The sequence below is a fragment of the Bradyrhizobium sp. genome (genome assembly GCF_004799445.1).
GTDB lineage: Bacteria > Pseudomonadota > Alphaproteobacteria > Rhizobiales > Xanthobacteraceae > Bradyrhizobium.
The window spans coordinates 1-24950 of sequence record NZ_SSNA01000208.1 but is presented as its reverse complement, the minus strand read 5'-3'; the positions used below and the strand labels follow the sequence as shown (position 1 = coordinate 24950).

Sequence of the window (24950 nt, the reverse complement as noted above, 5' to 3'; positions counted from 1 at the left end):
GCCGTGGGAACCTTGCGGCGGCGATATTCAGCAGCAATGCGGCTCGGGAAGATAATGCCGGGCGACGGCTTGGTCGAGCGCCGACAACGCAGAGAGGAGTGTTGCGTTCTTGGCCATGCCCGATCGCATCTGCGACAGAACCTCATGTCGAATGGCGGACCTATCCACTCCGGTTACGCGGTCATCCCGGACGATGGTTCGGCCCCCGACGATCAATTCGCGGATGTGCCTGGCGGTTGCGCGCGAGAAAAGCATATTGATCGGTTCGATATCCTCGCGAAGGGCATCATTGTCGAGCGCCGTCCAGTCCAGGAGCAGCATGTCGGCGGCGGAGCCGGCCTCGATCAGGCCGCCATCGCTGACGTTTGTCACGGCAAGCCGGCCGTTGCCGACGGCGGCCTCAAGGGCTTGCTGGCGGGTCAGGGCGCGATCAAAGCCGGTACCTGCGTGCAGCAGGTAGGAGAGCCTCAACTCGCGCAAGGCATCATCGTCGTCATCGAGTGCCTTGCCGTCGATCCCGAGCGCAACAGAACAGCCGCGTTTTCTCATCTCTATGGCCGGCGCCAGGCCGGAGTGAAGGTGCAGATTGGAGCTGGTATTGACGGAAATGGTGACGCCGCGTTCGGCGAGCAGTTCCAGTTCTTCGGGCCTCGCCCACACGCAGTGGGCCAGCGTCAGGCGGGGCGAAAGCAGACCGATGTCATCGAGCATGCGCACGACGCCGTTTGGATAGGCGGTGTCGGCCCACTGCCGCTGATATTTTGTTTCCAGCAAATGCATGTGGACGCGCCGGCCGGTGCGCTGCGACGCCTGGGCCACGGCTTGCAGAAGTTCGTCGCTGCACCACTGCACGCCGTTCGGCCCATATTGGACATTGAATCCAGGTCCGTCCGCCGCAGCCGCGACGTCATCGACCAGCGCCATGTAGTCGGCCGGCGACAGCGGCTTGTAGATCAGGCGCCGTCCGATTTCGGATCGGGCTTCCGCAGGGAGCGCGGCCAGCAAAGCTTCGGAGCCGCCATAGACCAGCGGATTGCGGTCCTTCATCGATACCGCAAAGCCTGCGCGAATCCCGACATCGCGTGCCGCGCGCGCAACCTCTGCGGCCTCTGTCGGAAGGTCGGTCAATCCTTGTGTGCGCGTATAATGCACCATCACGGTGCCGGTGCCGCCGAGCGCGCTATTGGCGAACGTCAGGGCCGCGGCGAGATACGGATCGACGGAAGGAAAAAGTGCGAAATAGTGCAGCCATGATTCAAGCGGCTTGGCGTCGGCGCCGATCGAACTGGTGCTGATCGGCCGCCCGTGATCGTGCGCGTTGACCAGTGCGGGCATCGCCAGCAATCCGTCCGTGGCCGGCGCCGCGGCGGGCTCGATCGAGGAAAACCTGTCGCCCGTGATGGTGATGGCCTGTGTGCCCGTCGACGGCCGTGCGGTGCCGATCGCGTGCGCGCAGACGATGGTTCGCGAATTATCCTGGCTCACGGCACAATCACCGGCGGTATGCGGTCGGCCCTGGCGGGCAAGAAGGAGCGGTCAAAAATGTCGCTGGGAGGGGGCTGCCGCGACAGCTCGAACGACGTCGCGATCGTCGCGATCGCGGATTTCAACCGGATATCGCTGACGTCACCGATGCCAAGTTCACGCGCTTCCGGCGTGTCGATCAGGGTCCCGTAGACGTACAGCAAGCGACGCCGCTCGATGTCCTTGTTGATCAATGGTTCTTCGCCAGGCAGAAGGTCGATGGCGGCATCGGGATTTGCAACGGTTTCCTTCAATGACCGGTTGATGGCGCGCAACAATCCCTTGACCGCCTCGGGATGCTCCGTGGCGAGCTTCGGCGACACCATGATGCCGTTGGAATAGAGGTCGAGACCGAGATCCGAATAATACATCCAGCGAAAATCCTTGTCGGGGTCGAGCTTGAGCGAGACCAGGTTCATATAGCTCGTCGCCGTGAAAACCGCGACCGTATCGACCTGTCCCTGCAGGAGCATCTGCTCCTGCAGGCTCGGTGACAGCTGCGTGATGCTGATCTTGCCGTAGTCGATGCCATTCTGTTCGGCCAAAAGTGGCAATAGCTTGAACGAAGCGCCGCCGGCGGGTGAACCCAGCCTGGATCCTTCCAGGTCCTTCACACTCTTGATCGGACCGTTCGCCCTGGTCAGCAGCGCGAAGGGGGCCTTGCTGTAGATCATATAGACCATGACCGGTGTTTCGCCGGGCTTCGCCGCCGGGTTCTGGATGATGGCGTTGATGTCGCCGAAGCCGGCGTCATAGGCGCCGGACATGATCCGCGTCACCGTGGCGGCCGATCCTTCACCCTGGTCAATCCTGACATCGAGATTTTCCGCGGTGAAATATCCCTTCGCTTTGGCCCAGTAATACCAGGCGTGAATACCCTGAAGCTTCCAGTCCAGCGTGAACTTGATCTTGACCGGTTCGGCCGCAGCAACAGCGGTCGTCGCGGAAGCCAGGAGACAGCTCGTGATAGCGAGGGCTGACAAAAATCGATGCACCGTCGGGTTCTCCGCAGGTCTTGCCGTCCGTGACAACACCATGATGCCGCGGCCCTATCAGATCCGGATTTTCGGCAACGGACGACGTGCCGTGGTGGCTTGTTCGAGAGCTCGCTGACTTTGAGGTGTGGGGGTGAGCCTTTCAACAGCTAATTTTCTGGCACAGCGGTGCAGAAAAGGCAGCGCTCTGGCGGCGAGGGGATAAAGCCGGTAGCGTTGCGGTTGAGCGCCGTGCTCGGCCGGAATGCGACAGGAGCAATGGCAACGTGACGGTTTTCCTGCGCGGCCTCGATCGCCTGATCGGCTGGGTTGTGGCCGTCGCCAAATGGCTTGCGCTGCCTTTGATTGTCCTCTTGTTCCTGCAGTGGCCGTTGCGCGATCTGTTTCGCGGTTTCTCGCGGGAGGCCAACGATCTCGGGCAGGTGGCCTTTGCGCTTTTCGTCGCCGCAAGTGTCACTGCGGCGACGCGTGCGGGAACTCACCTGGCCGCTGATCTGCTCGCCCAGCGCTATTCCGCGCGAACGCGGCGACGCCTGAAGCAAATGGGTGCCGCCGCCGGGCTTCTGCCGTGGGCATTGTTTGTCCTGATTGCGAGCAAGACCACGGTCCTTTCCAGCCTTCGCGATCTTGAGTCATTCCAGGACAGCGGCAACTCCGGCTATTTCCTGGTCAAGCTTGCCCTATGGGTCATGGCGGCCTTGATCCTTGGCCAATCGCTGGTCGATATCTTCCGTCCTCTTGCGGCGGACGACACCTGATGGAATGGACCGGACTTGCGCTTCTTGGGCTGGTCGGCGTCGGCATCATTTCCACCGGCTTGCCCGCCGCGATCGTTCTTATCGCCGTGGCGACATTCGGCGCGATCATCGGCGTTGCGGCAGGCACCATTGAGGGTTCTACCCTTTGGGCGCTGCCGAGCCGGCTGATCAATCTGTTTGAAAACGATTTGCTGCAGGCCTTGCCGCTCTACGTGATGATGGGCCTGTTGCTTGACCGGTTGCCGGTCGCAGACGCGCTTTATCGCGCCGGCAATGCCGTACTTCCGCGCAGCCCGTCAGCCCCGCTGGTGTCGGGCATGATGCTCGGCGCGCTGCTCGGACCGATGAATGGTTCGGTCGGCGCCAGCGTGCTCGGTCTTTCGCGCGTCGTCTCGCCGCGCCTGGCGGCGGAGGGCATACCGGCGCCAAACCGTCACGCGATCATTGCGGTCGCCAGCACGCTTGGCGTGCTGGTGCCGCCCTCGCTGGTTCTCATCCTTCTGAGCGACGCGATGCTGTCGGCGCACACCATGGCGGTGACCGCCACCGGAAGGAGCGACCGCGTCGTCAATACCCAGGACATTTTTCACGCCGCACTTGTGCCGGGCGGGATCTTCCTGGCGCTGTGCCTGGCGTTATCCTGGATCGCGGGACGGACCGCGACAAAGTTGCCCGACCGCGAGCGCCTGACGGCCGGACAAGGATTACTCGCCGCCGTCGCGCTCGTATCGTTGATCGCGCTTCTTGGTGGGGTCGCGCTCGGCTATTTCTATGCCGTCGAGGCCGCCGCGATGGGGGCTTTTGCGCTGCTGGCCGCGGGTCTTTTGACCGGGCGTTTGCGCGGTGTGGTGCTGAATAAAGTGCTGAACGACGCGATCGCTCTCACCGGCGCGCTGTTTTCGTTGTTGCTGGCGGCAACGACATTCACCATGGTTTTGAGGCTGCTTGGGACCGCAGATCTCGTCGGCAAGATGGTTTCGTCGATTCCGGGCAGCGACATCACGGCGGTCGCCGTCGTGCTCTCTGTGATCGGGGTCAGCGCCTTCGTCCTCGATGCTTTCGAAATCATTTTCGTCATCGTGCCGATCGTGATTCCGCCGCTGCTGATCCGCATCGCCGATGCGCGTTGGGTGTCAGTGTTGGTGCTGTTGACCTTGCAGTCGAGCTTCCTGCTACCACCCTTTGGCTACGCGCTCATGATGGTACGCGGTGTTCTCAAGGAAACCGTCGCCTTCCGCTCCTTCGTGCGTTCCTTGGCGCCGTTTCTCGCGGCCCAATGGCTCTTGCTGCTGCTGGTGTTGTTCTTTCCGCAGTTGACCCATGTGGGGCAGTCTTCGGAGGACGGCTCGCGGCTGCCGGCGGCGCCCTTGTCCGATGCGGAATTCAACAAGCGTCTCAATGAGATGATCAAGCTGCCCGAACCCGAATAGCGCCCGCCTTGTCCACCATGTTTCATCTAATGAAAATGGTGTCTGCGATGTGAAAATTAAGTTGCGCCGGGAGCGGAGATTGGCCCTACTGGACCGATAAAAGGAAGACCGGGAGGACCGCGGCGATGGAATCCGAACGGGGCAGGGAGAAGCACGGCGTCATGCCGGCTCGTCCGCCCATGGGGCGCGACCATGGCGGCATTCAGGCGCTCGATCGTGCGTTCCTAATTCTGGATATTATCGCCGACGCAGGTGGCGAAGCGAAGCTGACCGAAATCGCCGGTATCGCCGGATTGAACGTCTCGACCTGCCACCATCTCATTTCGACATTGCACAACTGGGGCTACGTCGCGCGCGGCATCAATAGCCGCAGTTACGTTCTGGGCTCCCGGATCCTCTACCTCAGCGCGGCCTGCCTGCGCCAGGTCGACTTGCCGCGGCGCGCGCAGAGCTTTGTCGATCGCCTGAACGATCAGACCCGCGAAGCGGTTCAGCTTGCGATCATGCAGGATACCAATCTGGTCAATGTCCTGCATCGCGAGGCGAGGCATGCCGTTCGCGTGGATGCAGGCCGCGGCGGCAATTCGAATGCGGCCCACGCAACGGCCACGGGCAAGGCCATTTTGGCCTGGCTGCCGCCCAACGAACTGGATCGGATCGTCGCGGACAAGGGGCTGACGGCGTTTACGCCGCACACCATTACCGACATTGAGAAGCTGAAGGAAGACCTGCGGCTCACGCGCCGAAACGGTTTTGCAATCGATCGCGAGGAGTTTCAACTGGGTGTGATCTGCCTTGGCGCGGCCATTCGCGACCATGCCGGCGCTGTCGTTGGCTCGATCAGCGTCTCTTCTCCGGTTTTTCGCGCCACACCGGCATACATCGATCAAATCAAGGTTCATCTCATCGCGGCAGCCGACGAATTGTCGACGGAGCTCGGTGCGCCGGGCGCGATCCTGCGGGGATCAACCAAAAGCGTAGCGGCGGAATAGCGGTCAAACATACTCAGGAGAAACCATGTACAAGCCCGATTACGTCAAGACCTCGACTGATTTTCCTGTTCCTGAAACCATGCGCGCCTGGGTATTGGGTGATCCCGGTCAATTGACCCTGACGACGAAGCCCGTGCCGGTGCCGAAAAGGGCCGAGGTTCTGGTTCGCATCGACGCGGTTGCGATTTGCGCGACGGATCTCGAGATTATCCACCACGGTCCGCCGGCGATGATCCAGGGCGGGCTGCCCTACAACAAGAATTTCACGCCGGGCCATGAATATATGGGCACGGTGGCAGCGCTCGGACCCGGCGTCGATGAATACAGGATCGGCGAGCGCGTTACCGTCGAAATCCACGCCGGATGCGGACAGTGCAAGCGCTGCCGCGAGGGGATGTACACCGCGTGTCATAACTACGGTCTGAATTACGGCGACGTCGATAAGGGTCATCGCGCCAACGGCTTCACGACTGACGGCGGCTTTGCGGAATACGCCGTCAACAGCATCAACACGCTGGTTCGCATCTCGGACGAGATGTCGGACGAGGAGGCGACCCTGGTCGTCACCGCGGGTACCGCGATGTACGGGCTGACGGAACTCGGCGGCCTGGTCGCAGGCGAGAGCGTGGTCGTGACCGGTCCGGGTCCGATCGGTCTGCTCGGCGTGGCGGTCGCCAAGGCGCTGGGGGCGCAGCCGGTGATCCTGACCGGAACGCGCGACAACCGCCTTAAGATTGGTCTGGAACTTGGCGCCGATCACGTGGTCAACGCCAAGAACGAGGACCCGGTCGCCGCGGTTCGCAAGCTCAACGGCGGCAAGGGCGTCGACTATGTCATCGAATGTTCGGGGGCACCGGAGGCCGTTAACGAAGCCGCGCGCATGGTCAACCGTGGCGGCCGCATCTGTCTCGCCGCGTTCCCGGGCAAGCCGGCCGAGGTCGATATCGCCTACATCGTGCGAAACAACATCTACGTCTACGGCATCCGCGGCGAAGGCAAGAGCGCCACGCATCGCGCCGAGGCGTTCATGGCGCAGAAACGGTTCGACGCCACCAAGGTGCATACCCACACCTTCGCCCTGGAAGACCTGCCGACTGCCCTGCGATATGCCCGCGAGCGCATCGAGGACGCCATCAAGGTCGTCGTCAAGACCCATGGCCATGCCGCGATCAAGAGCGTGGCCGCCGAATAGTCCGGGATCGTTGCCGATGCGCTGACCACGTTCGCGGCCAGCGCATCGGCACGGTTCACGTTGATCAAGGCATTCATGCTGACTGGTTTGGAGTAGAATTGATGTCCGCGCTGGAAATCGATCATCAGTCCTCCAAAATCGCCGTCGCGGAATTGCCGACCGCAGCAGCGTCGCCCTCGGCGCCATCATCGGTTACATCGATCCGGATTTATCGATCGCCCTCAAACCCTATGGCGACGCCTTTGTGCGAGCAATCAAGGTCGTGGTCGCTCCGATCATCTTCACGACGATCGCGGTCGGTATCGCCAAGATGGGAGATATCCGCCACGTCGCCAATGTCGGGGTCAAGGCGCTGATTTATTTCGAGGTCGCCTCGACGCTTGCCCTGATCGTCGGAATGACCGTCGGCAACTTTTGGCAGGTTGGCGTCGGGCTCAACGCCGATCCGGCCGCGTTCGACCCCAAGGCTGTCGAAGCTTACGCGAAGCTCGCCAAGAACGTCACCATGTCGGACTTTTTCCTGTCGATGATACCGACTTCGTTTGTCGAGCCCTTCGTGAAGGGTGACATCATGCCGGTGCTTTTCATCGCCGTGCTGCTTGGATTGGGGCTCAGCCTGGCGCAGGCCCGGGCAAGCCGATGGTGGCGTTTCTGGAGTCGGCGTCGGTCGCGCTGTTCGCCATGGTGCGGATCATCATGCAGTTCGCGCCGATCGCAGCGCTTTGCGCCATGGTTTTCACCGTGGGCAAATATGGCCTGCGGACCCTGCTTGATCTTGGCCGGTTAGTCGCCTCCGTCTACGTCGTCAGCATCCTGTTCGTCTTGATCGTGCTCGGCGCGTTCCTGCGGCTGTCCGGATTCAATATTTTCCGGGTGCTGAATTATTTCAAGGACGAGATCCTGTTCGTGTTCGCGGCGACCTCGGCCGAAACCATGATGCCGCGTTCGATGCAGAAGCTGGAGGAAGTCGGCGTATCCAGGGAAGTGGTGGGGCTGGTGATGCCCGGTGGCTTCTCCCTGAACATGGATGGCACGGCGATCTACATGACCATGTCGGTGCTTTTCCTGGCTCATGCCTTCAATGTCCAGCTCTCGATCTGGCACCAATTGAGCGTGCTGTTCGTGATGCTGTCCACCTCGAAGGGCGCCGCCGGCGTCACCGGTGGCGGTTTCATCGCGCTCGCGGCCACGCTTCCCGTGGTGGACGCGGTGCCGGTCGCCGGCATCGCGCTGCTGCTGGGCGCGGATCGTTTCATGGCGGAAATCCGCGCCGCGACCAATCTGACTTCCAACATCATCGCGACCCTCGTGGTGGGGCGCTGAGTTGACGGCGTCGACATGAAGGTCGCGACCGCGGAGCTGCGGGCCGGCTTCGTTGAAACCGAGGAGACACAGGTCTCCGACGCCGTTCATGCCAGCGAAATGCGGCGCGCGCCATAAGCGCCAGAAAAAACCCGCCGGGTGTACCGGCGGGTCCTGTTGTTTCACTTTCCCAGGAGTTAGCGGTCGTCGTGACGTTCGTGATCACGATCATGATCGGCCAAATCCTGGACGCGATCGATCAACGCCCTGGCGCGGCGGCCAAGGCCATCTTCCGAATCTTCGTCAACCGGACGGTTGCCGAACGCCGCAGCTTCGAGCACTGCCTTGATCTTATTGGCCAGCTCATTTCGATCTTCGGTAATATCGGCGATTGTGTTGAGGTAACGGCCGTAAACCTTGTCAGTGTCCGTGACAGAGCGATTGGCATAAACCAGGCTCGCCCGGCCGAGTGCACCGAGAGGCGCATTGAGCTGCTTGTAAAGTTCCGCGAGTTCAACAAAGTTTTCCTGACGCTGACGAATGCCTGAAGGCAGCGCCCGTTGTTCCAGCCATTCCGACAGCACCCGGCCGTCATGCACATAGCTGTCTTTCAGGCCGAGCAGCGCCAGCAACGTGGGCCGTACGTCGGTGTGATCCGAGAACACCGCGTCGTGGCGGCCGAGTGGCTTCACGCCTGGGCCGACCATCGCAGCCCAGGTACGGGTGATATCCTTTTGGAAATCGCCGTGGTTCCAGGCAAAGCCCGGACCCACGAAGATGCAGTCGGTCTGGTTGACGCAGGCGCCGCCGTTTCCGGTCTCGAAGAAGTAGTTGTCGTTGCCGAACATGGTAAAGGTCGGGGTCCGCGCCGGGCTTGCGGTCACCATGTGCAGCAGTTTCATCTCCGCTTGATCGGCGAGCAGACGGGATAGCTTGTCGGTGTTGCCGGTCATCGGATTGGTGGCGACCAGCGCATTCAGGTCATGCTCCAGGGTGCGGGTAACGGTATCGGTCGGAGCGGGATTGCCGGTAATATAGACCGTTGGCGCGTCGTCGCTGTGCACCGAGAACGCGGTGGTGTTGGCGCGCTGCGTGATTACCAGCCGATTGATCAGCGCGTCGATCTCGCCCTTCTGACCCGTCGCGTAGGTGCAGGGGACGGTAACGCCATCGCAATTCGCGGGGCTTGGAGTGCCGCCGACGAAGTGGTCGTTCTCGTCCGGTACGACGACAAACAGCGTGTTGTCCTTGGTGATGCCGTCTGTCGCGAGCCGGGCAAAGAATTTGCCGAACGCGGTGTCGTATGACTTGAGCTGCGTGACGTAGCCAGCTTCGCCGGGGCCGAAGGTGCCGGACCCAGCATGGTTGTCGTGCGCGTCGGCGATGTAGAGGTACACCACCGGCACGCCGGCCTCGAGCATCGTTGCCGCATAACCCAGCGATTGGGTGGCAGACGGGTTGAAGGTATTGGGGAATCCGGGATTGCCCGCGGCGGTCTGAATGACGTTGCCGTCAAGGTCCTTCACCGGGCCGCTCGGCGAGATCACTGGTTGTACGTGGAGATTGCCGTACAGCGCCTTGAAGCCGGCATACCCGCCAGGCTCGTCGGCGAGCAGATCATCCCTGCCATTGCTGTTGTTGCAGAGCGGGCTGTTCTGCGCGCAGTGAATGGCGATACCGAGGAAATCGGCGTTGGCCTTGTCGCGCAGCGCCGAATTGTTCGCCTCGATGCCTTCCGGCGAGCTGGCGCCAAATACGGTGTTGACGTCAGCAGGCACGCTCTCGAACTCGATATTGGCGACGGAGAATGCCCCGACGTCGCAACCAGCCCGGGTGAATGGCACCCAGGGTGCCGGCGAGGTCTTGCCGAGTTCATTGATCATTTCAGGCTTGCCGTCACCGGCCAGCGCCGTCCAGTACAGGAACGAACTGTTGAAGCTCACGTTGCCATCGGGCTTGAAAAAGCCGTAGCTGTTGGCGACGGGAATTCCCATACGCTCGCCATATACGCCGGTCAGCGCGGTAAGAATGTCGGTCGCGGTGTGGGAAATCAGCGGGGTGTGATGATTGCCGCTGATCGTGCCGTTGTTCTGGATGAAGTTGAACAGATTCGGCATCTGTTCGAGGTCGGACGGAACGTTGGGGTTGTCGCGCCGCAGGTGCACGTTGTCGAACGTGATATAAATAACGTGTTTGACCTGACCGCCCGGAGCGTTCAACTGACACGCCGCGGAGGCGGATTGCGAAGCGGCGCCCAGAAATACAGCGCCAAGCGCCAATGGAATTGACGCGCCAAGAAGAGCCTTCAATCGTTTCATCGTCATCTCCTGCTGTCGGCCAGGATGATTGAGTGAAAAAAGCGCAGCATATCTGCCGACGTCGGGAGATTACATTGCCGGATGTTTCGGGCGATTGACGCGCACATGACGCTTGCAAGGCGCGCGTTGATCCGGCCCCCTAAGTACTTTTCAGGGAAGGAATTTGCGTCTCAAAAAATACGCCAGGAAAACACGGGGCGTTCTTGTTTGTCGGTCCGATGCTGTTGCGCGACCGGCGGAACGTTCATAGCCCTCTGCGCGGCGCGCCGCAGATTGGTTTTCACCATCCTCCGGTGGCCCAGATCAAGGCGAGCCGCTGGCCTTCAACGATCTGATCGGACGTCATTTTCGAAGCCACCGCATCGCGCAGTCGCCGGTAATAGTCGCGTTCGCGCTCGGACGCCTTGGCCGCAGCCAGATCAAGCCATTTGTAGGAAAGAATCACGTTCTTCGGCACGCCGTGACCCTTGTCGTAGCTCAAGCCGAGCCTGCTCTGGGCGAAGACATCACCCTGAACGGCCGCGCTCCGATAGAGGTCGGCGGCGGCGGCGAAGTTCTGCGGCACACCGAAGCCGTTCTCGTACATGAAACCGAGCTGACCCTGCGCACGGGGATTGCCACGAGATGCCGCCGGAGCTAGTTCGCGGACAGCGCGCGAGTAGTCACCCCTGGAATAGGCCGCGGGCCCGCGCGTCGATGCGCCCGCGAAGGCGGCCCGCATCGTTCCGGTGCCGAACACGAGGACGGCAAACAAGATCGCCAGCAGGGTCGATCTCGCCGCGATCAAGTTCAGGATTGCTGAGCAAGCCCTCTCGAAGGGGATGCTGGGCAGTTGCGTTCTCGTATCAGTGAACGCTTTGAACGCGATTGTCATTTGCAACACTCGTGCTGATGGTGCCGCGGAGCCTTGATCGAAGTTCCTCGGCAACGAAATGCGCGTCCAGGCTGTCGCGGATAATCTGGGGACGGATGAAGATGATCAATTCGGTGCGGTTGACCGTCTTGTCCTGATGCGCGAAGGCGTCGCCGATTCCCTGAAGTTGATCGAGCAGGGGAATCCCGTTTCGATTGAGGTTCTGCTGCTCGCTGATCAGGCCGGCCAGCAGTACCGTCTGCCCGTTGGCCACGGAGATCGAGCTCTTGACCTTTCGTTCGGAAACCGTCGGGGTCAAACTTGTGGCGGTTTGCGGCGAGACGTTGCTGATCTCCTGTTCGATATCGAGTCTGACGTTTCCGTTGACGTTGATGCGTGGAGAAACCCGCAGAATGATGCCGGTGTTGCGATAATCGATGGTGTTGACGACCGTGTTGCTCGTCGTCAGCACGGTGGCGCTGCCGGTGGAGACCGGTACGACGTCGCCGACCTGAAGGGTTGCGGCCTGATTATTGACCACGACGAGGGACGGATTGGACAACACTTTCACGCCGGTGACGGTATGCAGAGCGTCCAGGATGGCGCCCGGCTGTGCTTCCGACCCGAGCAGGAAATTGAACCCGGGTACCGCGCGACTGATGAACGTGTTGACCGCGGTTCCGGCGACCGCCGCGGTGCTGGCGGCGGCGCTGGTGGCTGGTGTCGGAACGGACGTCGATTGAGTGTTGAGGAGGGAGCCCTGGTCGGGTCTTAGTCCCAGATTGTGGCTGGTCAGGTAGAACTGAACGCCGTAGGAAAGTTCGTCGCTGAGGGTGACCTCGGCGATGGTGGCGTCGATCGAGACCTGCAGCTGCGGTTGATCGACCTGCTGCAGCGTCGATTCGATGATCCGGTAATTGCCTTGATCGGCGTAGATCAGCAGGGTGTTGTTGACGCTGTCCGCGGTGATCCGCACGCCCTGCATCAGTGGCTGACCGTTACCGGACCCGGAGCCGCCCTTATCGAGTGATCCGGCATTTCCGCCTGCCGGCGCACTAGCCGTCGGCGCGCCAAAGCCGGAATTGGTTCCGGACCCCGAGCGCGAGCCAAAGCCGCCGGATGACGAAGCCGGACTGTTGGCGACGCTGTTCAGAGAAAGCCGGTCGCCGGCGCTCGCCGATGAACCCGACCCGGGCGCGATCTGGTTATCGGCGCTGTCGAGCAGGCTTCCCGAGGAAGCGCCGCCGCCGAACATGTCGGTGAGCACGCGCGCGATCTGGCGGGCATCGCCGTACTTCACCCGGTACACATGGACGCTGGTCCGGGTGCTGTCGGAACGATCGAGCCGCTTGATCCAGGTCGCGGCGGTATGCAGCAGTGCCGGCTTCTTGCTGACCACCAGGATCGCGTTGAGCCGACCGACCGCCTGAAACTTGACCATGCTCTGGCTGAGGCCGTTTTCGCCGGAATCCACAATCTTTTCGAGTTCCGCGATAATCGGCTCCGGACCGCTGTTGACGACGGGGAAAATCCCGACCGATTGCCCCCGCATCCAGTCGAGGTCGAAGCTCAACGCGGTATCCACCGCCGTCCGACGCTCCGCGCCGCTACCCTGGATCAGAAGCAGGTTTCGCGTCGCATCGGCGCGCACCATTCCGGGCTTGGTCGCGAAACTGTCCATCAGCTTGAGCAGCGTCGGCGCGGAGACAAATTGCAGGGGCACCACGGAGACACCGTAGCCGGGTTCAGGGCTGGAGGCCGCGGCATCGACCCGGCCAGTGCCGATGGCGTCGCCGAGCGGCGTCAGACGGTAGCCGGCGGTGTCGCGAACAAGCACGATCCCGCTGATCCGAAGGGCATTTTCGAGCACGTAGATAATGTCAGACTTGGCCACCGGCCGCACTGAAACCAGGCTGACAGTGCCTTGCACCCGCGGATCGATCGTGTAGCCGGTTTGCAGAATGTCCCCCAGAACCACTTTGGCCACGGTGGCGACCGGCGTGTTTTCGAAATTGAGCTCGAAGCCGCCGCCGGATGAGACCGGTTGCGGGCGTGCCTCCGAGATGTCGGTGACCTCAGTGCCCTGGAACACGGCCGGCTGAGCTCGCTGGCCGGTATTGGTCGCCGGGGCGTTCGCCTGCTGGGGATAACGAGGCAAGGTGTCGAGCGAACGCACCTTGTCGAGCACGTCGATATCGCCGCTGTTGGAACTCGTGGTGGCCGAGTTGCAGGACGCCAGCGCGACGACGGACGACAATATGAAGGCAGCATAAACGCTGCGACCGACCGACGGGGGAAGGCCCCGGTTGCCGACACCTGTCATGTTTCAGCCGATCCAACTCTTTTTACTTCGGGGCTCAGGGTCCTCAGGGGGGAGGGGGACGCGAGCTGGTCCGCACTATTAGCGGCGGAACATGACAGTAATAATTGCGGACCGAGGCCGATGGATCAGGGCCAACGCGGGCAGCGCCGATCCTTGATCCAGGACAGGGGGTCCAAGGCTGATCTTAATGCCTGATTTTAATGGCTGTTTTTCAAGACTGGTTTTCTGATGAGGCCGATAGTCCTCGCGCTTCGTACAGCTGTCATGTTTCGGATCAATAACCTCTCGGCGGCCGACAACTGGCGGCCGACGGGTGACCCGGTGCGCCGTGGTCCGCTGATCGGCCCCAGGAAACGCGGCGCGACTGGAATGCCAATGATCAGCGACGAATCCTTACAGTTCGCGGAATATCTTCGTCGTCACAATCATCTGACGAAGGCCGCCGCCAATGGCGAGCCGGCCGAGCAGGGCGGTGCCGGGCGTCAGCAAGGCAAGCTTTGGGAGCTTACTGACCTTTCGGCCAGCGAGTTCGCGGACGAAGCCGCTCGTTTCGCCGATCTCGATCGGGTCTCCTTGCAGGACATGCTGTCTGCACCGGCCCTGGGGGAGGCATTCTCCCAGCGTTTTCTTCGGGAAATGATGGTTTTCCCCTATCAATCCGCCGATGGAGGCGCCGTGTTGGCGGTCGCGGATCCGACCGATACGGCGGCACGGCGTGCCGCGGAAATCGTGCTCCGGACCGAGGTCACGATCAAGGTGGCGTCCGTCGAGGATCTCACGGTGGTGCTCGATCGCCGCCTCGGCGACGACGATATCGAGCTCGGCGGCGGCAGCGAGCCGCATCGGCCGCGCGAAGATGATATCGAAAGCTTGCGGGACCTCGCCAGCGGCGCGCCGGTGGTTCGCGCCGTCAACGATCTCCTGGAAAAGGCGGTGGAGCTTCGCGCCAGCGACATTCACATTGAGCCGTTTCAGGCCGGGCTGGTGGTCCGCATGCGCATCGACGGCTTGCTGCGACCGGTCGCGGCGCCGGCCGGCGTGTTGCCGCAAGCCGTCATTTCGCGCATCAAGATTGTCGCGAACCTCAATATCGCGGAGCGCCGGCTACCGCAGGATGGCGCCGCGCGGCTGCGCGCCGGGCGCGCGGATATCGACATTCGTGTCGCGATCATGCCGATGCAGCATGGGGAATCCGCGGTCATACGCATCTTGCCCAAGGATCGCGGGCTGCTGGTCGTCGAGAAGCTGGGATTCTCGCCGGCCGATGATGTCACGCTCAGACGATTGCTGAAGCTGCCCCACGGCATGATCGTCGTCACCGGTCCGACCGGAAGCGGCAAGACCACGACGTTGGCGACAATTTTGTCGATCCTGAACGAGCCGGGCCGGAAGATCCTGACGGTCGAGGACCCCGTGGAGTACGACCTGCCCGGGGTCAATCAGGCCCAGGTCAAGCCCGCGATCGGCTTGACCTTCGCGGCGGCGCTGCGCTCGTTCGTGCGCCAGGATCCTGATGTCATCATGGTTGGCGAGGTGCGCGATTCCGAAACCGCGCATGTCGCGGTTCATGCGGCCCTTACCGGTCACCTTGTTCTGACCACCCTGCACACCGAGTCGGCCGCCGCCGCGGTGCCGCGTCTTCTCGACCTCGGCGTCGAAGGGTATCTGCTGCGCTCGACCTTGAGAGCCGTGGTCGCGCAGCGGCTGGTTCGGCAACTGTGCGACCGCTGCAAAACGCCAAAAATACTGAGCGAGGCCGATTTCGCCGAAGATCCTCGACTCGGCGCGTTCGGCTTCCAATGCGGCGAGACGTTTCAGGCACCTTTCGGGTGCGAACGCTGCGGCGGCACCGGCTATCGCGGCCGGCTCGGCGTGTTCGAGATCCTCGAACTTAGCAACGAGATCCGTGAACTGGTCGGGGAGAAGACCGATGGACTCAAAATCGACCAGGCGGCGATCCGCGCCGGAATGACGACGATGCTCGACGACGGCGTTGCGAAATGTCGCGCCGGCCTGACTTCGCCTGCGGAAATACTCCGCGTTACGACCGTGCGGTGAGGTGAGATCGTGCCGAATTTCCGCTACCGGGCGCTGACGCAGAACGGAGAGATCGTGCATGGCACGCTCTCGGCTCCGACCGCAAGGGAAGTTGCGCACCGGATCGAGTATCTCCGGCTGCTGCCAATCGAGACCATCGAAGACAAGGCGACGGCGGCCGCAGCGGGCGGCGGTTTCGGTCTTTTCGGTCGGCCGGGCCCGGCGGAAGTGACGACCTTCACCAGGGACCTCGCGCTTCTGCTGAAGGCGGGGGCGCGTCTGGACGATGCACTTGAATTGCTCGCGTGCGACGCGGATGTCGGCCGGCTGCGTCCGGTGGTCGGCAAGCTGCGGGCCGCGGTTCTGACCGGCGAAAGCTTCGCCGGCGCGGTTGCGGGACACCCGGCGCTGTTTCCCGCCATGTATGTCGCGCTGGTTCGCGTCGGCGAAGTATCGGGCACGCTCGATCAGGTGCTTGAGATGCTGGGAACGGAGCGGGCGCGGGCCGAGCAAATGCGCCGCAAAGTCACGGATGCGATGCAGTATCCGGCCTTCGTTCTGATCGCCGCGGCCTGTGTCATGCTGTTCTTCATTCTGTTCGTTCTGCCGCAGTTTTCGTCAGTACTGCAGGACTTCGGCGCAAAATCGGACTCCGCGCTCAGCGTCTTCATCAGGCTGTCGGATTTTCTTCGGGCCAACGCCGCCGGCGTGATGCTCGCCGCCGCTCTGGCCGTGGCGAGCCTGTGGTGGCTGCTTCGCCGGCCGGGCGCGGGTGCCGCGATCATGACCGCGGTCTCCGCCGTGCCCGGCATAGCCAGCGTCTTCCAGTTTTACCGCACCAGTCTTTTTTGCCGCAATCTCGGCGTTCTGCTCGGCTGCGGCGTCAATCTCACGGCCACCCTGCGCATCCTGGTCGACATCATGGCGGTCACCGGAAACGTCGCGACCTGGACGGCGGCGGCGGATCGCGTCCGTCACGGCGGCAAGCTTTCGGACGCTCTGCTCGCGTCGAGCAACATGCCGCCGATGGCGATCCGGATGCTGCGGCTGGGCGAGGAAACCGGGCAATTGCCGGTGCTGGCGGGCCGGGTCGCCGAGTTCTATGAGGCGAAATTGCAGCGCAGCCTTGACCGCATCGTCGGCATCATCGGGCCGCTCGCCATCATCACCATCAGCACCGTGGTCGGGGGATTGATCGTATCGGTCATGACTGCGCTGCTGTCGGTTACGCAACTGGTCGGATAGAGCAAGGGTTGGTTCATGATGCAGTCGGCAAGACGGGTTGGCAGGTTTTTCGCCGGGAGCGCCCACGACAGGCGCCGGCAGGATTTGGGCCAGCAGGGCTTTACGCTGGTCGAAATGCTGGTGGTGATCACCATCATCGGTCTCATCATGGGTCTGATCGGTCCGCGGGTTCTCAATTATCTCAGTGAATCGAAGGTCAAGGCGGCGAAGATCCAGCTGCAGAGCTTCTCCAGCGCGCTCGACCTGTTCTATCTCGATGCCGGCCGTTTTCCCTCGACGTCGGAAGGCCTGACGGCGCTGGTCCAGCGTACGCCGGGTATCGCTGCCTGGAACGGGCCGTATCTCAAGGGCGGCGCCGTGCCGAACGATCCCTGGAATCATCCCTATTTGTATCGCTCGCCCGCGGAACGCGGACCCTACGATATCATGTCGTACGGATCGGACGGCCAGGAAGGCGGCAGCGGGATTGCGGCCGACATTTCGATCGACAATCTGACCAACGCTAAAAATGAGTAACGACAGGGAAAACGGCTTCACCTTGCTTGAGATGGTGTGTGTGCTCGCGCTCATCGCCATGATGGCGGCCGTGCTGTTGCCGTTCATCCCGCATCAGACATCCCGCTCCCGGCTGCAGGCCTACGCGCTGCAGACCGCGACGCTGCTGAAGGCGGATCGCAACGCGGCCATCCGGCGCGGGGTGGATGTTTCCACGCTGGTTGACACCGGAAGCCGCTCGATCCGGTCAGGCGCGACCGCGGATACGATCCGGATCCCGGACGACGTCCGTTTCGACGCGCTGCTGCCGCAAACCTGCAACCGGCGTGCCGCCCTGTCGACCATCAGCTTCTTTGCCAGCGGCATGTCGTGCGGCGGCGCCATCGCACTGACCCGACTCGATGCGGGCTATGAAATTCGCGTTAACTGGCTGACGGGAAGGATCGAGATTGTTCCACACACCGCCACAAATTGACCGTCGCGATGCCGGCTTCACGATCATCGAAGTGTTGATCGCGCTGGCGGTCGTTGCCGTTTCGATTCTGGCGATCGGATCGGTGATGTCGACAAACGTCCGTGGTGTCCGCTTGCTCGAGCAGCACGTGACACTGATGCAGACCGCGCGTTCGGTCATGACCGCGGACATCCCGCCACGCGCCGAACTGGGCCTCGGCGCGGTGTCGGGCCAGGAGAATGACTACCGTTGGAAGATCGATATCGGCCCGCTCGGCGAAGACTGGGCCGTGCCAGGCGCGGACGTCGCCTGGATTCCCGCGCTGGTCAGAATTCAGGTGCGGTCCCCTTCAGGGGCGGTGTCGGACCTTACAACGGTTCGCCTGATGCGGGGGCCGCCGAAATGAGCGGCTTGCCTGCAAAGCCACGGGCCGGCGAGGGCGGCTTTACGCTGATCGAGACCCTGGTGTCGTTGGCGTTGATGGGGCTGGTGCTTTCGGCGCTGGCCAATCTCACCGCGCAATGGCTTCCGAACTGGAATCGCGGCTTTGAGCGCATCCAGCGCAGCGAACTGATCGGCATCGCGTTGCAGCGGATCGGCGCCGACCTCGCGGCCGCCGAATATGTGCCGGCCAATCGCCGCGAGCGCCATCCGTTGTTCGATGGCTCGGAACTGTCGGTCACGTTCGTGCGCACCGCATTGGGTCCGAACACCGGGCCCGGGTTGGATGTGGTGCGGGTCGGCGAAACCACCGATCCTCTGGGCTTCGCAACGGTCCGTTCGCGTTCGTCGTTCCGGCCGTTGCCGCTGGGTCCTTCATTGTCCGAACAACTTCATTTCGGCGAACCGGTCGTGCTGCTGCGCGCGCCGTTTCGGCTGTCATTCGCTTATGCAGGCCAGGACCGGGTCTGGAAAAGCAGCTGGCACGACTCCGAAAAACTCCCGGCGGCGATCAAGCTGACGGTGCGGGACGCTGCGAGCGAACGTATCCTTTCGATCTCGACGATTGCGCCGGTTCATGTCCAGTCGCCTGCGCAAGCCGATTGCGCGCAGCCGGAGGGCGGCTGCGAGGCCAAACCGGATGCTGCGATCAATCCCCAGGGAGGTTCACAAGGAAGTCCGCAGGCAAACTCCCAAGGAAACCCTCAAGGAAACCCTCAAGGAAACCCTGAGGGAAGTTCGCCGCAAATGGGCAATGCCACGACCGGGCAGGGAGGTTAGCGATGGCAGGGCAATCTCGACGCGCGGACGCAGCAGCCTCGGAGCGGGGCTTCATCATCGTTGCCGTGCTTTGGATTCTGGTGGCGTTGTCGGCGCTGGCGACGATCTTCTCGGTCTATCTGTCCAATTCGGCTCAGGCGCTGGCCGTCACCGATACCGGATTGCAGACGGAAGCTCTGATGTCGGCCAGTCTCGAACTGACGACCTATCAGTTGCTGCTCGCAGGTGACAAGGCGCGCCCGGCGCAGGGGTCATTCCACTTCCGGCTCGACAAGGCCGAGGTTCTCGTCAGCTTTACGTCGGAAGCCGCGCGCGTCGATCTCAATTTCGCGTCCAGGGAAATGCTGGCCAATCTGTTTGCCGTCCTCGGCGCCAATGAAAAGATCGCCACCGAGGCTGCCGACCGGATCATCGGGTGGCGGACGCAGCCCAAAGCCAACGCCGCCAACGAGGAGGAGGCGCTGTATGGCGCCTCGGGCCTCACTTACTCGCCACGACAGTCGTTGTTTACCCATGTCAACGAACTCAGCCTCGTTCTCGGCGTGCCTCCGGAACTGGTCGACCGCGCTTTGCCGTTTGTGACCGTCTTCAGCGGATCGCCCGAGATCGATGCCCTGACCGCGCCGCCCGAGGTGATTGCCGCATTGCCCGGCATGACGCCTGCGGCCCTGAATGATTTCCTGAAGCAGCGGCCGGCCTTGCCGAGGGACCAGTCGGCGATCGCTGCCGCACTCGGGCCTGCCCAGGCCAGCGCGGCCATTCCCAAGAGTAAATCCTTTCGCGTCCTGACGACGCTCAGCTTCGACAATGGTCGCCGGACCTCCTCGGAGGTTGTCATCGCGTTGGGCGAGGACAAGGAAAAGGACAAGGATCCCTACCAGGTGCTGTCGTGGCGGGACGACGTGGAATCCGGCCACCGGCCGCGGAAACTGGCGGGCGGTTGAGATCATGATATCCGAAATCAAAACCCTGTTCGATGAATGGATCGCAGCCGTGGCCCGGGCCGTCAATTCCGGGACGGGTCGGTATGCGCTCCGGCGGCGGATCCTGCTTAGCGAAGATAGCGACAACACGTTTACGGCCAGGATGATATCGGCGCGAAAGGACCCGGCGCTGCCTGAAATTTCGTTTGGCCTCTCGCATGGTCAGCCCGATCCTCCCTTGCCGGCGGATTGGCAGGCGGCGTTTCGTGGCAGCCGCATTGAAGCGCTGATGACGCCCGGCCAGGTATTGTTTCGATCGCTCGATTTTCCAAAACAGGCGGTGGATTTCCTCGATGGCATGATCCGCGCGCAGATCGACCGCCTGACGCCCTGGACCGCGGACGATGTGGTATTCGGCTGGAGCCCGCCCCAGGCCAATCCCCGCGAGCGGGTCGAGTTGACACTGGCCGCGACATCGAGACAGCAAATCCAGCCACTGCTTCAGCTCGTGACCGACCTGGGGGCGGCATCGATTGCCGCGTTCGCCCTGCTTCCCGCCGCGACGGGGGCGCCGGCGAAGATCAAGGTCTTCGACCAGCCGCTCCGCGGAGCCGCCGGTCGGGCGCCGGATGTGCCGCGCATGTTGCGCCTCGCATTGCTGTCCGCCGGTCTTGCGGCCGCGGCCTCGCTGATCGCCGCGGCCTACATCGGCGGCGCGCTTGAGTCCGAGCAGCAACAACTGACGCGCCGGATTTCGGAGCGTCGCGTCGCGCTGCGTCTCAACCCGAACGCCGGCGGGTCGGCGCTGAGCCTCCTTGCCAAGCGCAAGCAGACCAGCCCATCGAGCGTCGTCGTGCTCGAGGCGCTCTCGCAGGCGCTGCCGGATAGTACCTATGTGACGGAGCTGCGGATCGAGGGCGACAAGGTTCAGGTGATCGGCCTGACGCAGGATGCGCCGTCGTTGATTCGATTGATGGAGCGGTCGCCGCAATTTGCCCGCGCGACGTTTTTTGCGCCAACCACGCGTGCGCAGAATGACCCGGGTGAGCGGTTCCACATCGAAGCCCGTATCACGCCTACTTTTGGATCGGGCACATGAACCTCCCTGCGACTTTAAGAAAATCGCTCACAACCTCGCCCTCCGTGGCCGCGGCGGCCTACGCCGGCCTGATGCTCGCGCTGCTGGCGATGGTTGCAAGCTCCATTGTCGACATGCTCGGCCAGCGGGAAGCGGTGGCCGCTTCGGCGGCGATGCTGGAGCAGCTTGAGGGCCGCAAGGCGCGCGCACCCGGCGGAGGTCCGGCCGAAACGGGCATGCCGTCCGGCTCGGCATTTCTGGAAGGGGCGACGGTCACCGTCGCGGGAGCCGCTCTGCTGCAGCGCGTTGCGGGCGCGGTGACGAAACAGGGCGGCAATGTCCTGTCGTCGCAGCTCGATGTGCAAGGCACGCCGTCCAAGGCAGGATTTGTCAGCATGGTCGCGAGTTGCGAGCTCGATCAGCCAGCCCTGCAACCGCTAATCTACGATCTCGAAGCCGGAATGCCGTTCCTGTTCATCGATCAGCTCGCTGTTCAAGCCCCGACGACCTCGTCCGGTGAGGGGAAATTGCGAATTCTGCTGGCGGTGTCGGGGCAATGGCAGGGTGCGAAATGATGCGGAAATTGGCGATCGGAATCACGGTTCTGGCACTGTCGGTGTATGGGGGCATATCGGCGTCGACCTCTGCTGTCTCCAACGATGCGCTGGACGATCAGGCGGAGGGTCCGCGCATGGGAGCTGCGGCAGCCTCGACCTGGACCAATCCCGCCGCCACGGTGGTGCAGGTCACCGCCACTTCGCCCGCGCCGGTTGCACCAGGATCCGAGCGGACGCTGAGCGCCAATCCGCTGTGGGCCATGCCGCTCGCCCAATTTCCGGTCACGCGCGACCGGCCGATCTTTTCGCCATCGCGGCGGCCGCCCGCCACTGCCGTCGCACCCGTTGTGGCGCCAAAGGTGGCCGCTATGCCCAAACCAAGGGAGCCCGAGCGTCCGCAGCTCACTTTGGTCGGCACCATCGCAAGCGACGAGGAGGGTTTCGGAATCTTTGTGGATCAATCGACCAAGGCGGTGCTCCGCCTGAAGGTTGGCGAAGACTTTCGGGGCTGGAAGCTGCGATCGGTTCAGGGCCGGGAAACGGCGCTGGAAAAGGATCAACAGGTCGTCACGCTGGCGTTGCCGCAACCGGGCGTGGGACAGGTGACCAGTGAAGTCCCTCCGCCTCCACCGGCGCCGCCAAGACTGCGGTCGTCCGAGTCGCGACCGGAACGGCGCTAGTTCTTGTCCTGTGCTCAGCAACACGACCCGTATTGTTGAACAGCTGACGTGAACAACAGACCGATCGCCAGAAATGGCCCGAACGAGATGGATGATTGACCGGTCAATTGCCGTCCAGCCAATTGCATGACGCCGGCGCAGGCCAGCGCGGTCAGCGCCGCCACCAGCACGAGCACGGGAAGGCCTGCAACGCCGCTCCAGATTCCGGCGGCCGCGAGGAATTTGACGTCGCCCAGCCCCAGACCCTGGACTTCCCTGAAAGTGAAATACAGCCGTCTCAGGAGCCAGAAGGTGGCTCCGATGGCCGCCCCCTCGCAGGCCGCTTCCAAACCAGCCGGCGCGCCACCGATGATCACGGCCTTCGACAGTCCGAGACCCGCGATCGTCAGGTTCAACCAGTCCGGAATGATCCCGTGGCGGATGTCGATCCAGGCAAGGACGGCGCTGAGCAGGCATAGCAATGCAAAGGATACGACGATGACCACGCCGGGTGCCCCATTCAGTACAGTTACCCGGCCGACGTTTAGCAGATCGTCGAAACGGCGTCGAAAATCATTCTTGAAATCACCTTGTTCAAGATACCCGCCTCCAGTCCAGGCCTCGGAAGCGGAATAAGTGGTTCAGCTCGCAGATCATAACGTCATCAGCGGGCGATACAGGGCGGGTCGCAATCCTATCACAGGGGTGAAAATGAAAATCGGCTTTCGGCGAAGCTCGATCTGCTGCAAGCCCGGCTTATCGGCTTGACGTCAAACTGACACAGCCTCGTCATTTGCAGCAGATTATAAGTCGTCGCGCCCAACCTTTTTCGAGGGGGGAGATGAGAAAGAATGCGAGGGATAAGATGAGAAAGAATTTGCTTTCCACTGCTGCGATGGTTGGCGTCGCGGCTGCGTTTGCCTGGAGCGGCGCGGTTGTCGCTGATGATTTCGATGGCCGCGGTCCGGACTTCGGTCGGCACGACAATGACGGCCATCACGGTAGCCCGCAGAACGAGGCGCGGACCGCGACCCCGATCAAGCATCTCGTGATTATCTTCAACGAAAATAGGTCGTTTGATCATTACTTTGCCACCTACCCGAATGCGACCAACCCTCCGGGCGAGCCGGTCTTCAAGGCGGCCCGCAACACGCCGGCGGTGAACAATCTGGCCGCGAATCCGTATCTGCTCAACAATAATGGCAACTTCACCAACCCCGCCAACGGCAGCGGCGCCGCCAATCCGTTCCGCATCGATCGCACGCAGGTGAACACGGCCGGTCAGGGCCATTCCTATACGCCCGAGCAGGAGGCCTATGACAACGGCGCGGCCGACCTCTTCCCGAAGTTTACGGGCCATGGCACCACGGGCGGCGCCGGCGCCTTCGGCACCAACGGCATGGTGATGGGCTATTACGATGGCAACACGGTCACCGGCATCTGGAACTACGCGCAGCATTTTGCGATGAGCGACAATGCCTATACCGACACTTATGGTCCATCGACCCCCGGCATGGTCAATGTGATCGCCGGCCAGACCAATGGCGCGAAGGCCATCGTGGGCAACCCGTCCATGATCAGCGACGGCGCAGGCGGTTTCACCCTGATCGGCGATACCGACCCCGGTTTTGACGTGTGCTCCAGCACCACGAGCCAGGTCATGATGACCGGCAAGAACATCGGTGATCTGCTCAACGCGGCCCATCTCACCTGGGGTTCGTTCGCGGCTGGCTTCAACCTGCAAACCGTCAACGCGAACCAAACCACCGGCTGCAAGCGCAGCACCTTTTCAGCCGTCATCGGCGGCAGCCCCAACGATTACATTCCGCATCATATCTGGTTCCAGTACTACGCATCGACCGCCAACCCGACCCACGCCCGCCCGAGTTCAACCCAGGCGATCGGCTACAGCACGATGGGGAACGGCGGAACGGCTGACCCCGCCAATCATAGCTATGACCTGAACGACTTCTACGCGGCGGTGAAGGCCGGCAACTATCCCTCGGTCTCCTACGTCAAGATGCCGGCCTATCAGGACGGTCACCCGGGCAATTCCGATCCGCTCGATGAGCAGGAGGGAACGACCTCTCTCATCAACTTCCTGCAGCAGCAGCCTGATTGGCAGAACACCGCTGTGATTCTCACCTATGACGACTCGGACGGCTGGTACGACCACGCCTATGCCACGCCCACGAGCGCATCTTTTGACGCCACCGCCGATCAGGTGAACGGCCCCGGCAGATGCGGCTCGGGCACTCAGCCCAACGGCCTGAACGGCACGCCTGTCAACGGACGCTGCGGTCCCGGCACGCGCATCCCGTTCATCGTGATCTCGCCCTTTGCCAAGCACAACTATGTCAGCCATGAGCGGATCTCGCAGGCCTCCGTGGTGCGCTTCATCGAGGATAACTGGTTGCACGGCGAGCGCATCGGCGGTGGCTCCTTCGATGCCAGCGCCGGTTCGATCCTCGACATGTTCGACTTCCGTCAGGAAGATCGCGACGACAAGCTCATCCTCGATCCGTCGACGGGCACCGTGGTTGCGAGTTCGCACGACCACGACCACGACCACGACTAAGGCCACTGAGCGATTG

General features: G+C 62.4%; 21 protein-coding genes and 1 pseudogene. 16 read left to right on the top strand and 6 right to left on the bottom strand.

The features are described from left to right. Positions 1 to 27: 27 nt before the first annotated feature. Both E8A46_RS27350 and E8A46_RS27345 read right to left on the bottom strand, forming a co-directional pair. Positions 28 to 1485, bottom strand: a complete 1458-nt coding sequence (locus E8A46_RS27350) for an amidohydrolase family protein (protein WP_291567834.1) — start codon at positions 1483 to 1485, stop codon at positions 28 to 30. Beyond that, the gene (locus E8A46_RS27345; protein WP_291567832.1) at positions 1482 to 2519 is read right to left on the bottom strand and encodes an ABC transporter substrate-binding protein; all 1038 of its coding nucleotides are present in this window, start codon (positions 2517 to 2519) and stop codon (positions 1482 to 1484) included. The genes E8A46_RS27350 and E8A46_RS27345 overlap by 4 nt, the downstream gene beginning before the upstream one ends. Positions 2520 to 2785: 266 nt before the next feature. Between E8A46_RS27345 and E8A46_RS27340 the strand changes: the two genes are divergently transcribed. From E8A46_RS27340 to E8A46_RS30515, 5 genes and pseudogenes are all read left to right on the top strand, one after another. Further along, on the top strand, positions 2786 to 3277 hold the full coding sequence (locus E8A46_RS27340; protein ID WP_291567830.1) for a TRAP transporter small permease subunit: 492 nt from the start codon (positions 2786 to 2788) through the stop codon (positions 3275 to 3277). Next, the gene (locus tag E8A46_RS27335) at positions 3277 to 4707 is read left to right on the top strand and encodes a TRAP transporter large permease subunit (RefSeq protein ID WP_291567829.1); all 1431 of its coding nucleotides are present in this window, start codon (positions 3277 to 3279) and stop codon (positions 4705 to 4707) included. Before E8A46_RS27340 ends, E8A46_RS27335 begins: the two co-directional genes overlap by 1 nt. A 125-nt stretch (positions 4708 to 4832) precedes the next feature. Further along, positions 4833 to 5699, top strand: coding sequence for an IclR family transcriptional regulator (locus E8A46_RS27330; RefSeq protein ID WP_291567827.1), 867 nt, complete (start codon positions 4833 to 4835; stop codon positions 5697 to 5699). A gap of 25 nt (positions 5700 to 5724) precedes the next feature. After that, positions 5725 to 6891 (top strand): zinc-binding dehydrogenase, encoded by a 1167-nt coding sequence (locus E8A46_RS27325; protein WP_291567825.1) that lies wholly within the window; start codon positions 5725 to 5727, stop codon positions 6889 to 6891. Positions 6892 to 6973: 82 nt separating this feature from the next. After that, a pseudogene (locus E8A46_RS30515) lies at positions 6974 to 8214 on the top strand (cation:dicarboxylase symporter family transporter). 176 nt (positions 8215 to 8390) lie between these two features. On the opposite strand, the gene E8A46_RS27310 reads toward E8A46_RS30515, so the two are convergent. From E8A46_RS27310 to gspD, 3 genes are all read right to left on the bottom strand, one after another. Then, positions 8391 to 10511, bottom strand: coding sequence for a hypothetical protein (locus E8A46_RS27310; RefSeq protein ID WP_291567823.1), 2121 nt, complete (start codon positions 10509 to 10511; stop codon positions 8391 to 8393). A 280-nt stretch (positions 10512 to 10791) separates the two neighbouring features. Next, a complete protein-coding gene (locus E8A46_RS27305; protein ID WP_291567875.1) occupies positions 10792 to 11232 on the bottom strand; it encodes a tetratricopeptide repeat protein in 441 nt (146 codons plus the stop codon). A gap of 124 nt (positions 11233 to 11356) precedes the next feature. Beyond that, on the bottom strand, positions 11357 to 13687 hold the full coding sequence (gspD, locus tag E8A46_RS27300; protein ID WP_291567821.1) for a type II secretion system secretin GspD: 2331 nt from the start codon (positions 13685 to 13687) through the stop codon (positions 11357 to 11359). 375 nt (positions 13688 to 14062) lie between these two features. On the opposite strand from gspD, the gene E8A46_RS27295 reads away from it, so the two are divergent. The 10 genes from E8A46_RS27295 to E8A46_RS27250 all read left to right on the top strand — a co-directional run bounded on the left by E8A46_RS27295 (position 14063) and on the right by E8A46_RS27250 (position 22377). Beyond that, on the top strand, positions 14063 to 15745 hold the full coding sequence (locus E8A46_RS27295) for a GspE/PulE family protein (RefSeq protein WP_291567873.1): 1683 nt from the start codon (positions 14063 to 14065) through the stop codon (positions 15743 to 15745). A 9-nt stretch (positions 15746 to 15754) separates the two neighbouring features. Further along, positions 15755 to 16969, top strand: a complete 1215-nt coding sequence (locus E8A46_RS27290) for a type II secretion system F family protein (RefSeq protein ID WP_291567820.1) — start codon at positions 15755 to 15757, stop codon at positions 16967 to 16969. A gap of 15 nt (positions 16970 to 16984) precedes the next feature. Continuing rightward, positions 16985 to 17485 (top strand): type II secretion system major pseudopilin GspG, encoded by a 501-nt coding sequence (gene gspG / locus E8A46_RS27285; RefSeq protein WP_291567817.1) that lies wholly within the window; start codon positions 16985 to 16987, stop codon positions 17483 to 17485. Further along, positions 17478 to 17939 (top strand): prepilin-type N-terminal cleavage/methylation domain-containing protein, encoded by a 462-nt coding sequence (locus tag E8A46_RS27280; protein ID WP_291567815.1) that lies wholly within the window; start codon positions 17478 to 17480, stop codon positions 17937 to 17939. The genes gspG and E8A46_RS27280 overlap by 8 nt, the downstream gene beginning before the upstream one ends. Further along, on the top strand, positions 17914 to 18324 hold the full coding sequence (locus tag E8A46_RS27275; RefSeq protein ID WP_291567813.1) for a prepilin-type N-terminal cleavage/methylation domain-containing protein: 411 nt from the start codon (positions 17914 to 17916) through the stop codon (positions 18322 to 18324). Before E8A46_RS27280 ends, E8A46_RS27275 begins: the two co-directional genes overlap by 26 nt. Beyond that, positions 18321 to 19139: a type II secretion system protein gene (locus E8A46_RS27270; RefSeq protein ID WP_291567811.1), complete on the top strand. Its 819-nt coding sequence runs from the start codon at positions 18321 to 18323 to the stop codon at positions 19137 to 19139. The genes E8A46_RS27275 and E8A46_RS27270 overlap by 4 nt, the downstream gene beginning before the upstream one ends. A 2-nt stretch (positions 19140 to 19141) precedes the next feature. Further along, on the top strand, positions 19142 to 20083 hold the full coding sequence (locus tag E8A46_RS27265) for a type II secretion system protein GspK (protein WP_291567808.1): 942 nt from the start codon (positions 19142 to 19144) through the stop codon (positions 20081 to 20083). Positions 20084 to 20402: 319 nt separating this feature from the next. Then, positions 20403 to 21161 (top strand): PilN domain-containing protein, encoded by a 759-nt coding sequence (locus tag E8A46_RS27260; protein WP_291567805.1) that lies wholly within the window; start codon positions 20403 to 20405, stop codon positions 21159 to 21161. Further along, complete coding sequence (gene gspM, locus E8A46_RS27255; RefSeq protein WP_291567804.1) at positions 21158 to 21715, top strand: type II secretion system protein GspM; 558 nt, start codon at positions 21158 to 21160, stop codon at positions 21713 to 21715. Before E8A46_RS27260 ends, gspM begins: the two co-directional genes overlap by 4 nt. Further along, a complete protein-coding gene (locus E8A46_RS27250; protein WP_291567802.1) occupies positions 21712 to 22377 on the top strand; it encodes a hypothetical protein in 666 nt (221 codons plus the stop codon). Before gspM ends, E8A46_RS27250 begins: the two co-directional genes overlap by 4 nt. Before the next feature lie 14 nt (positions 22378 to 22391). Here the strand turns inward: E8A46_RS27250 and E8A46_RS27245 are convergent, their stop codons facing one another. Continuing rightward, positions 22392 to 22862 (bottom strand): A24 family peptidase, encoded by a 471-nt coding sequence (locus E8A46_RS27245; protein ID WP_291567800.1) that lies wholly within the window; start codon positions 22860 to 22862, stop codon positions 22392 to 22394. Positions 22863 to 23221: 359 nt separating this feature from the next. Between E8A46_RS27245 and E8A46_RS27240 the strand changes: the two genes are divergently transcribed. Continuing rightward, positions 23222 to 24934, top strand: a complete 1713-nt coding sequence (locus tag E8A46_RS27240) for an alkaline phosphatase family protein (RefSeq protein ID WP_291567798.1) — start codon at positions 23222 to 23224, stop codon at positions 24932 to 24934. Positions 24935 to 24950: the final 16 nt, after the last annotated feature.

Bases quoted from the DNA above. Each gene is read 5' to 3' on its own strand.
- E8A46_RS27335 (WP_291567829.1), top strand. From the start codon at position 3,277: ATGGAATGGACCGGACTTGCGCTTCTTGGGCTGGTCGGCGTCGGCATC.
- E8A46_RS27330 (WP_291567827.1), top strand. From the start codon at position 4,833: ATGGAATCCGAACGGGGCAGGGAGAAGCACGGCGTCATGCCGGCTCGT.
- E8A46_RS27325 (WP_291567825.1), top strand. From the start codon at position 5,725: ATGTACAAGCCCGATTACGTCAAGACCTCGACTGATTTTCCTGTTCCT.
- E8A46_RS27310 (WP_291567823.1), bottom strand. From the start codon at position 10,511: ATGAAACGATTGAAGGCTCTTCTTGGCGCGTCAATTCCATTGGCGCTT.
- E8A46_RS27305 (WP_291567875.1), bottom strand. From the start codon at position 11,232: ATGCGGGCCGCCTTCGCGGGCGCATCGACGCGCGGGCCCGCGGCCTAT.
- gspD (WP_291567821.1), bottom strand. From the start codon at position 13,687: ATGACAGGTGTCGGCAACCGGGGCCTTCCCCCGTCGGTCGGTCGCAGC.
- E8A46_RS27295 (WP_291567873.1), top strand. From the start codon at position 14,063: ATGATCAGCGACGAATCCTTACAGTTCGCGGAATATCTTCGTCGTCAC.
- gspG (WP_291567817.1), top strand. From the start codon at position 16,985: ATGATGCAGTCGGCAAGACGGGTTGGCAGGTTTTTCGCCGGGAGCGCC.
- E8A46_RS27280 (WP_291567815.1), top strand. From the start codon at position 17,478: ATGAGTAACGACAGGGAAAACGGCTTCACCTTGCTTGAGATGGTGTGT.
- E8A46_RS27270 (WP_291567811.1), top strand. From the start codon at position 18,321: ATGAGCGGCTTGCCTGCAAAGCCACGGGCCGGCGAGGGCGGCTTTACG.
- E8A46_RS27265 (WP_291567808.1), top strand. From the start codon at position 19,142: ATGGCAGGGCAATCTCGACGCGCGGACGCAGCAGCCTCGGAGCGGGGC.
- gspM (WP_291567804.1), top strand. From the start codon at position 21,158: ATGAACCTCCCTGCGACTTTAAGAAAATCGCTCACAACCTCGCCCTCC.
- E8A46_RS27250 (WP_291567802.1), top strand. From the start codon at position 21,712: ATGATGCGGAAATTGGCGATCGGAATCACGGTTCTGGCACTGTCGGTG.
- E8A46_RS27240 (WP_291567798.1), top strand. From the start codon at position 23,222: ATGAGAAAGAATTTGCTTTCCACTGCTGCGATGGTTGGCGTCGCGGCT.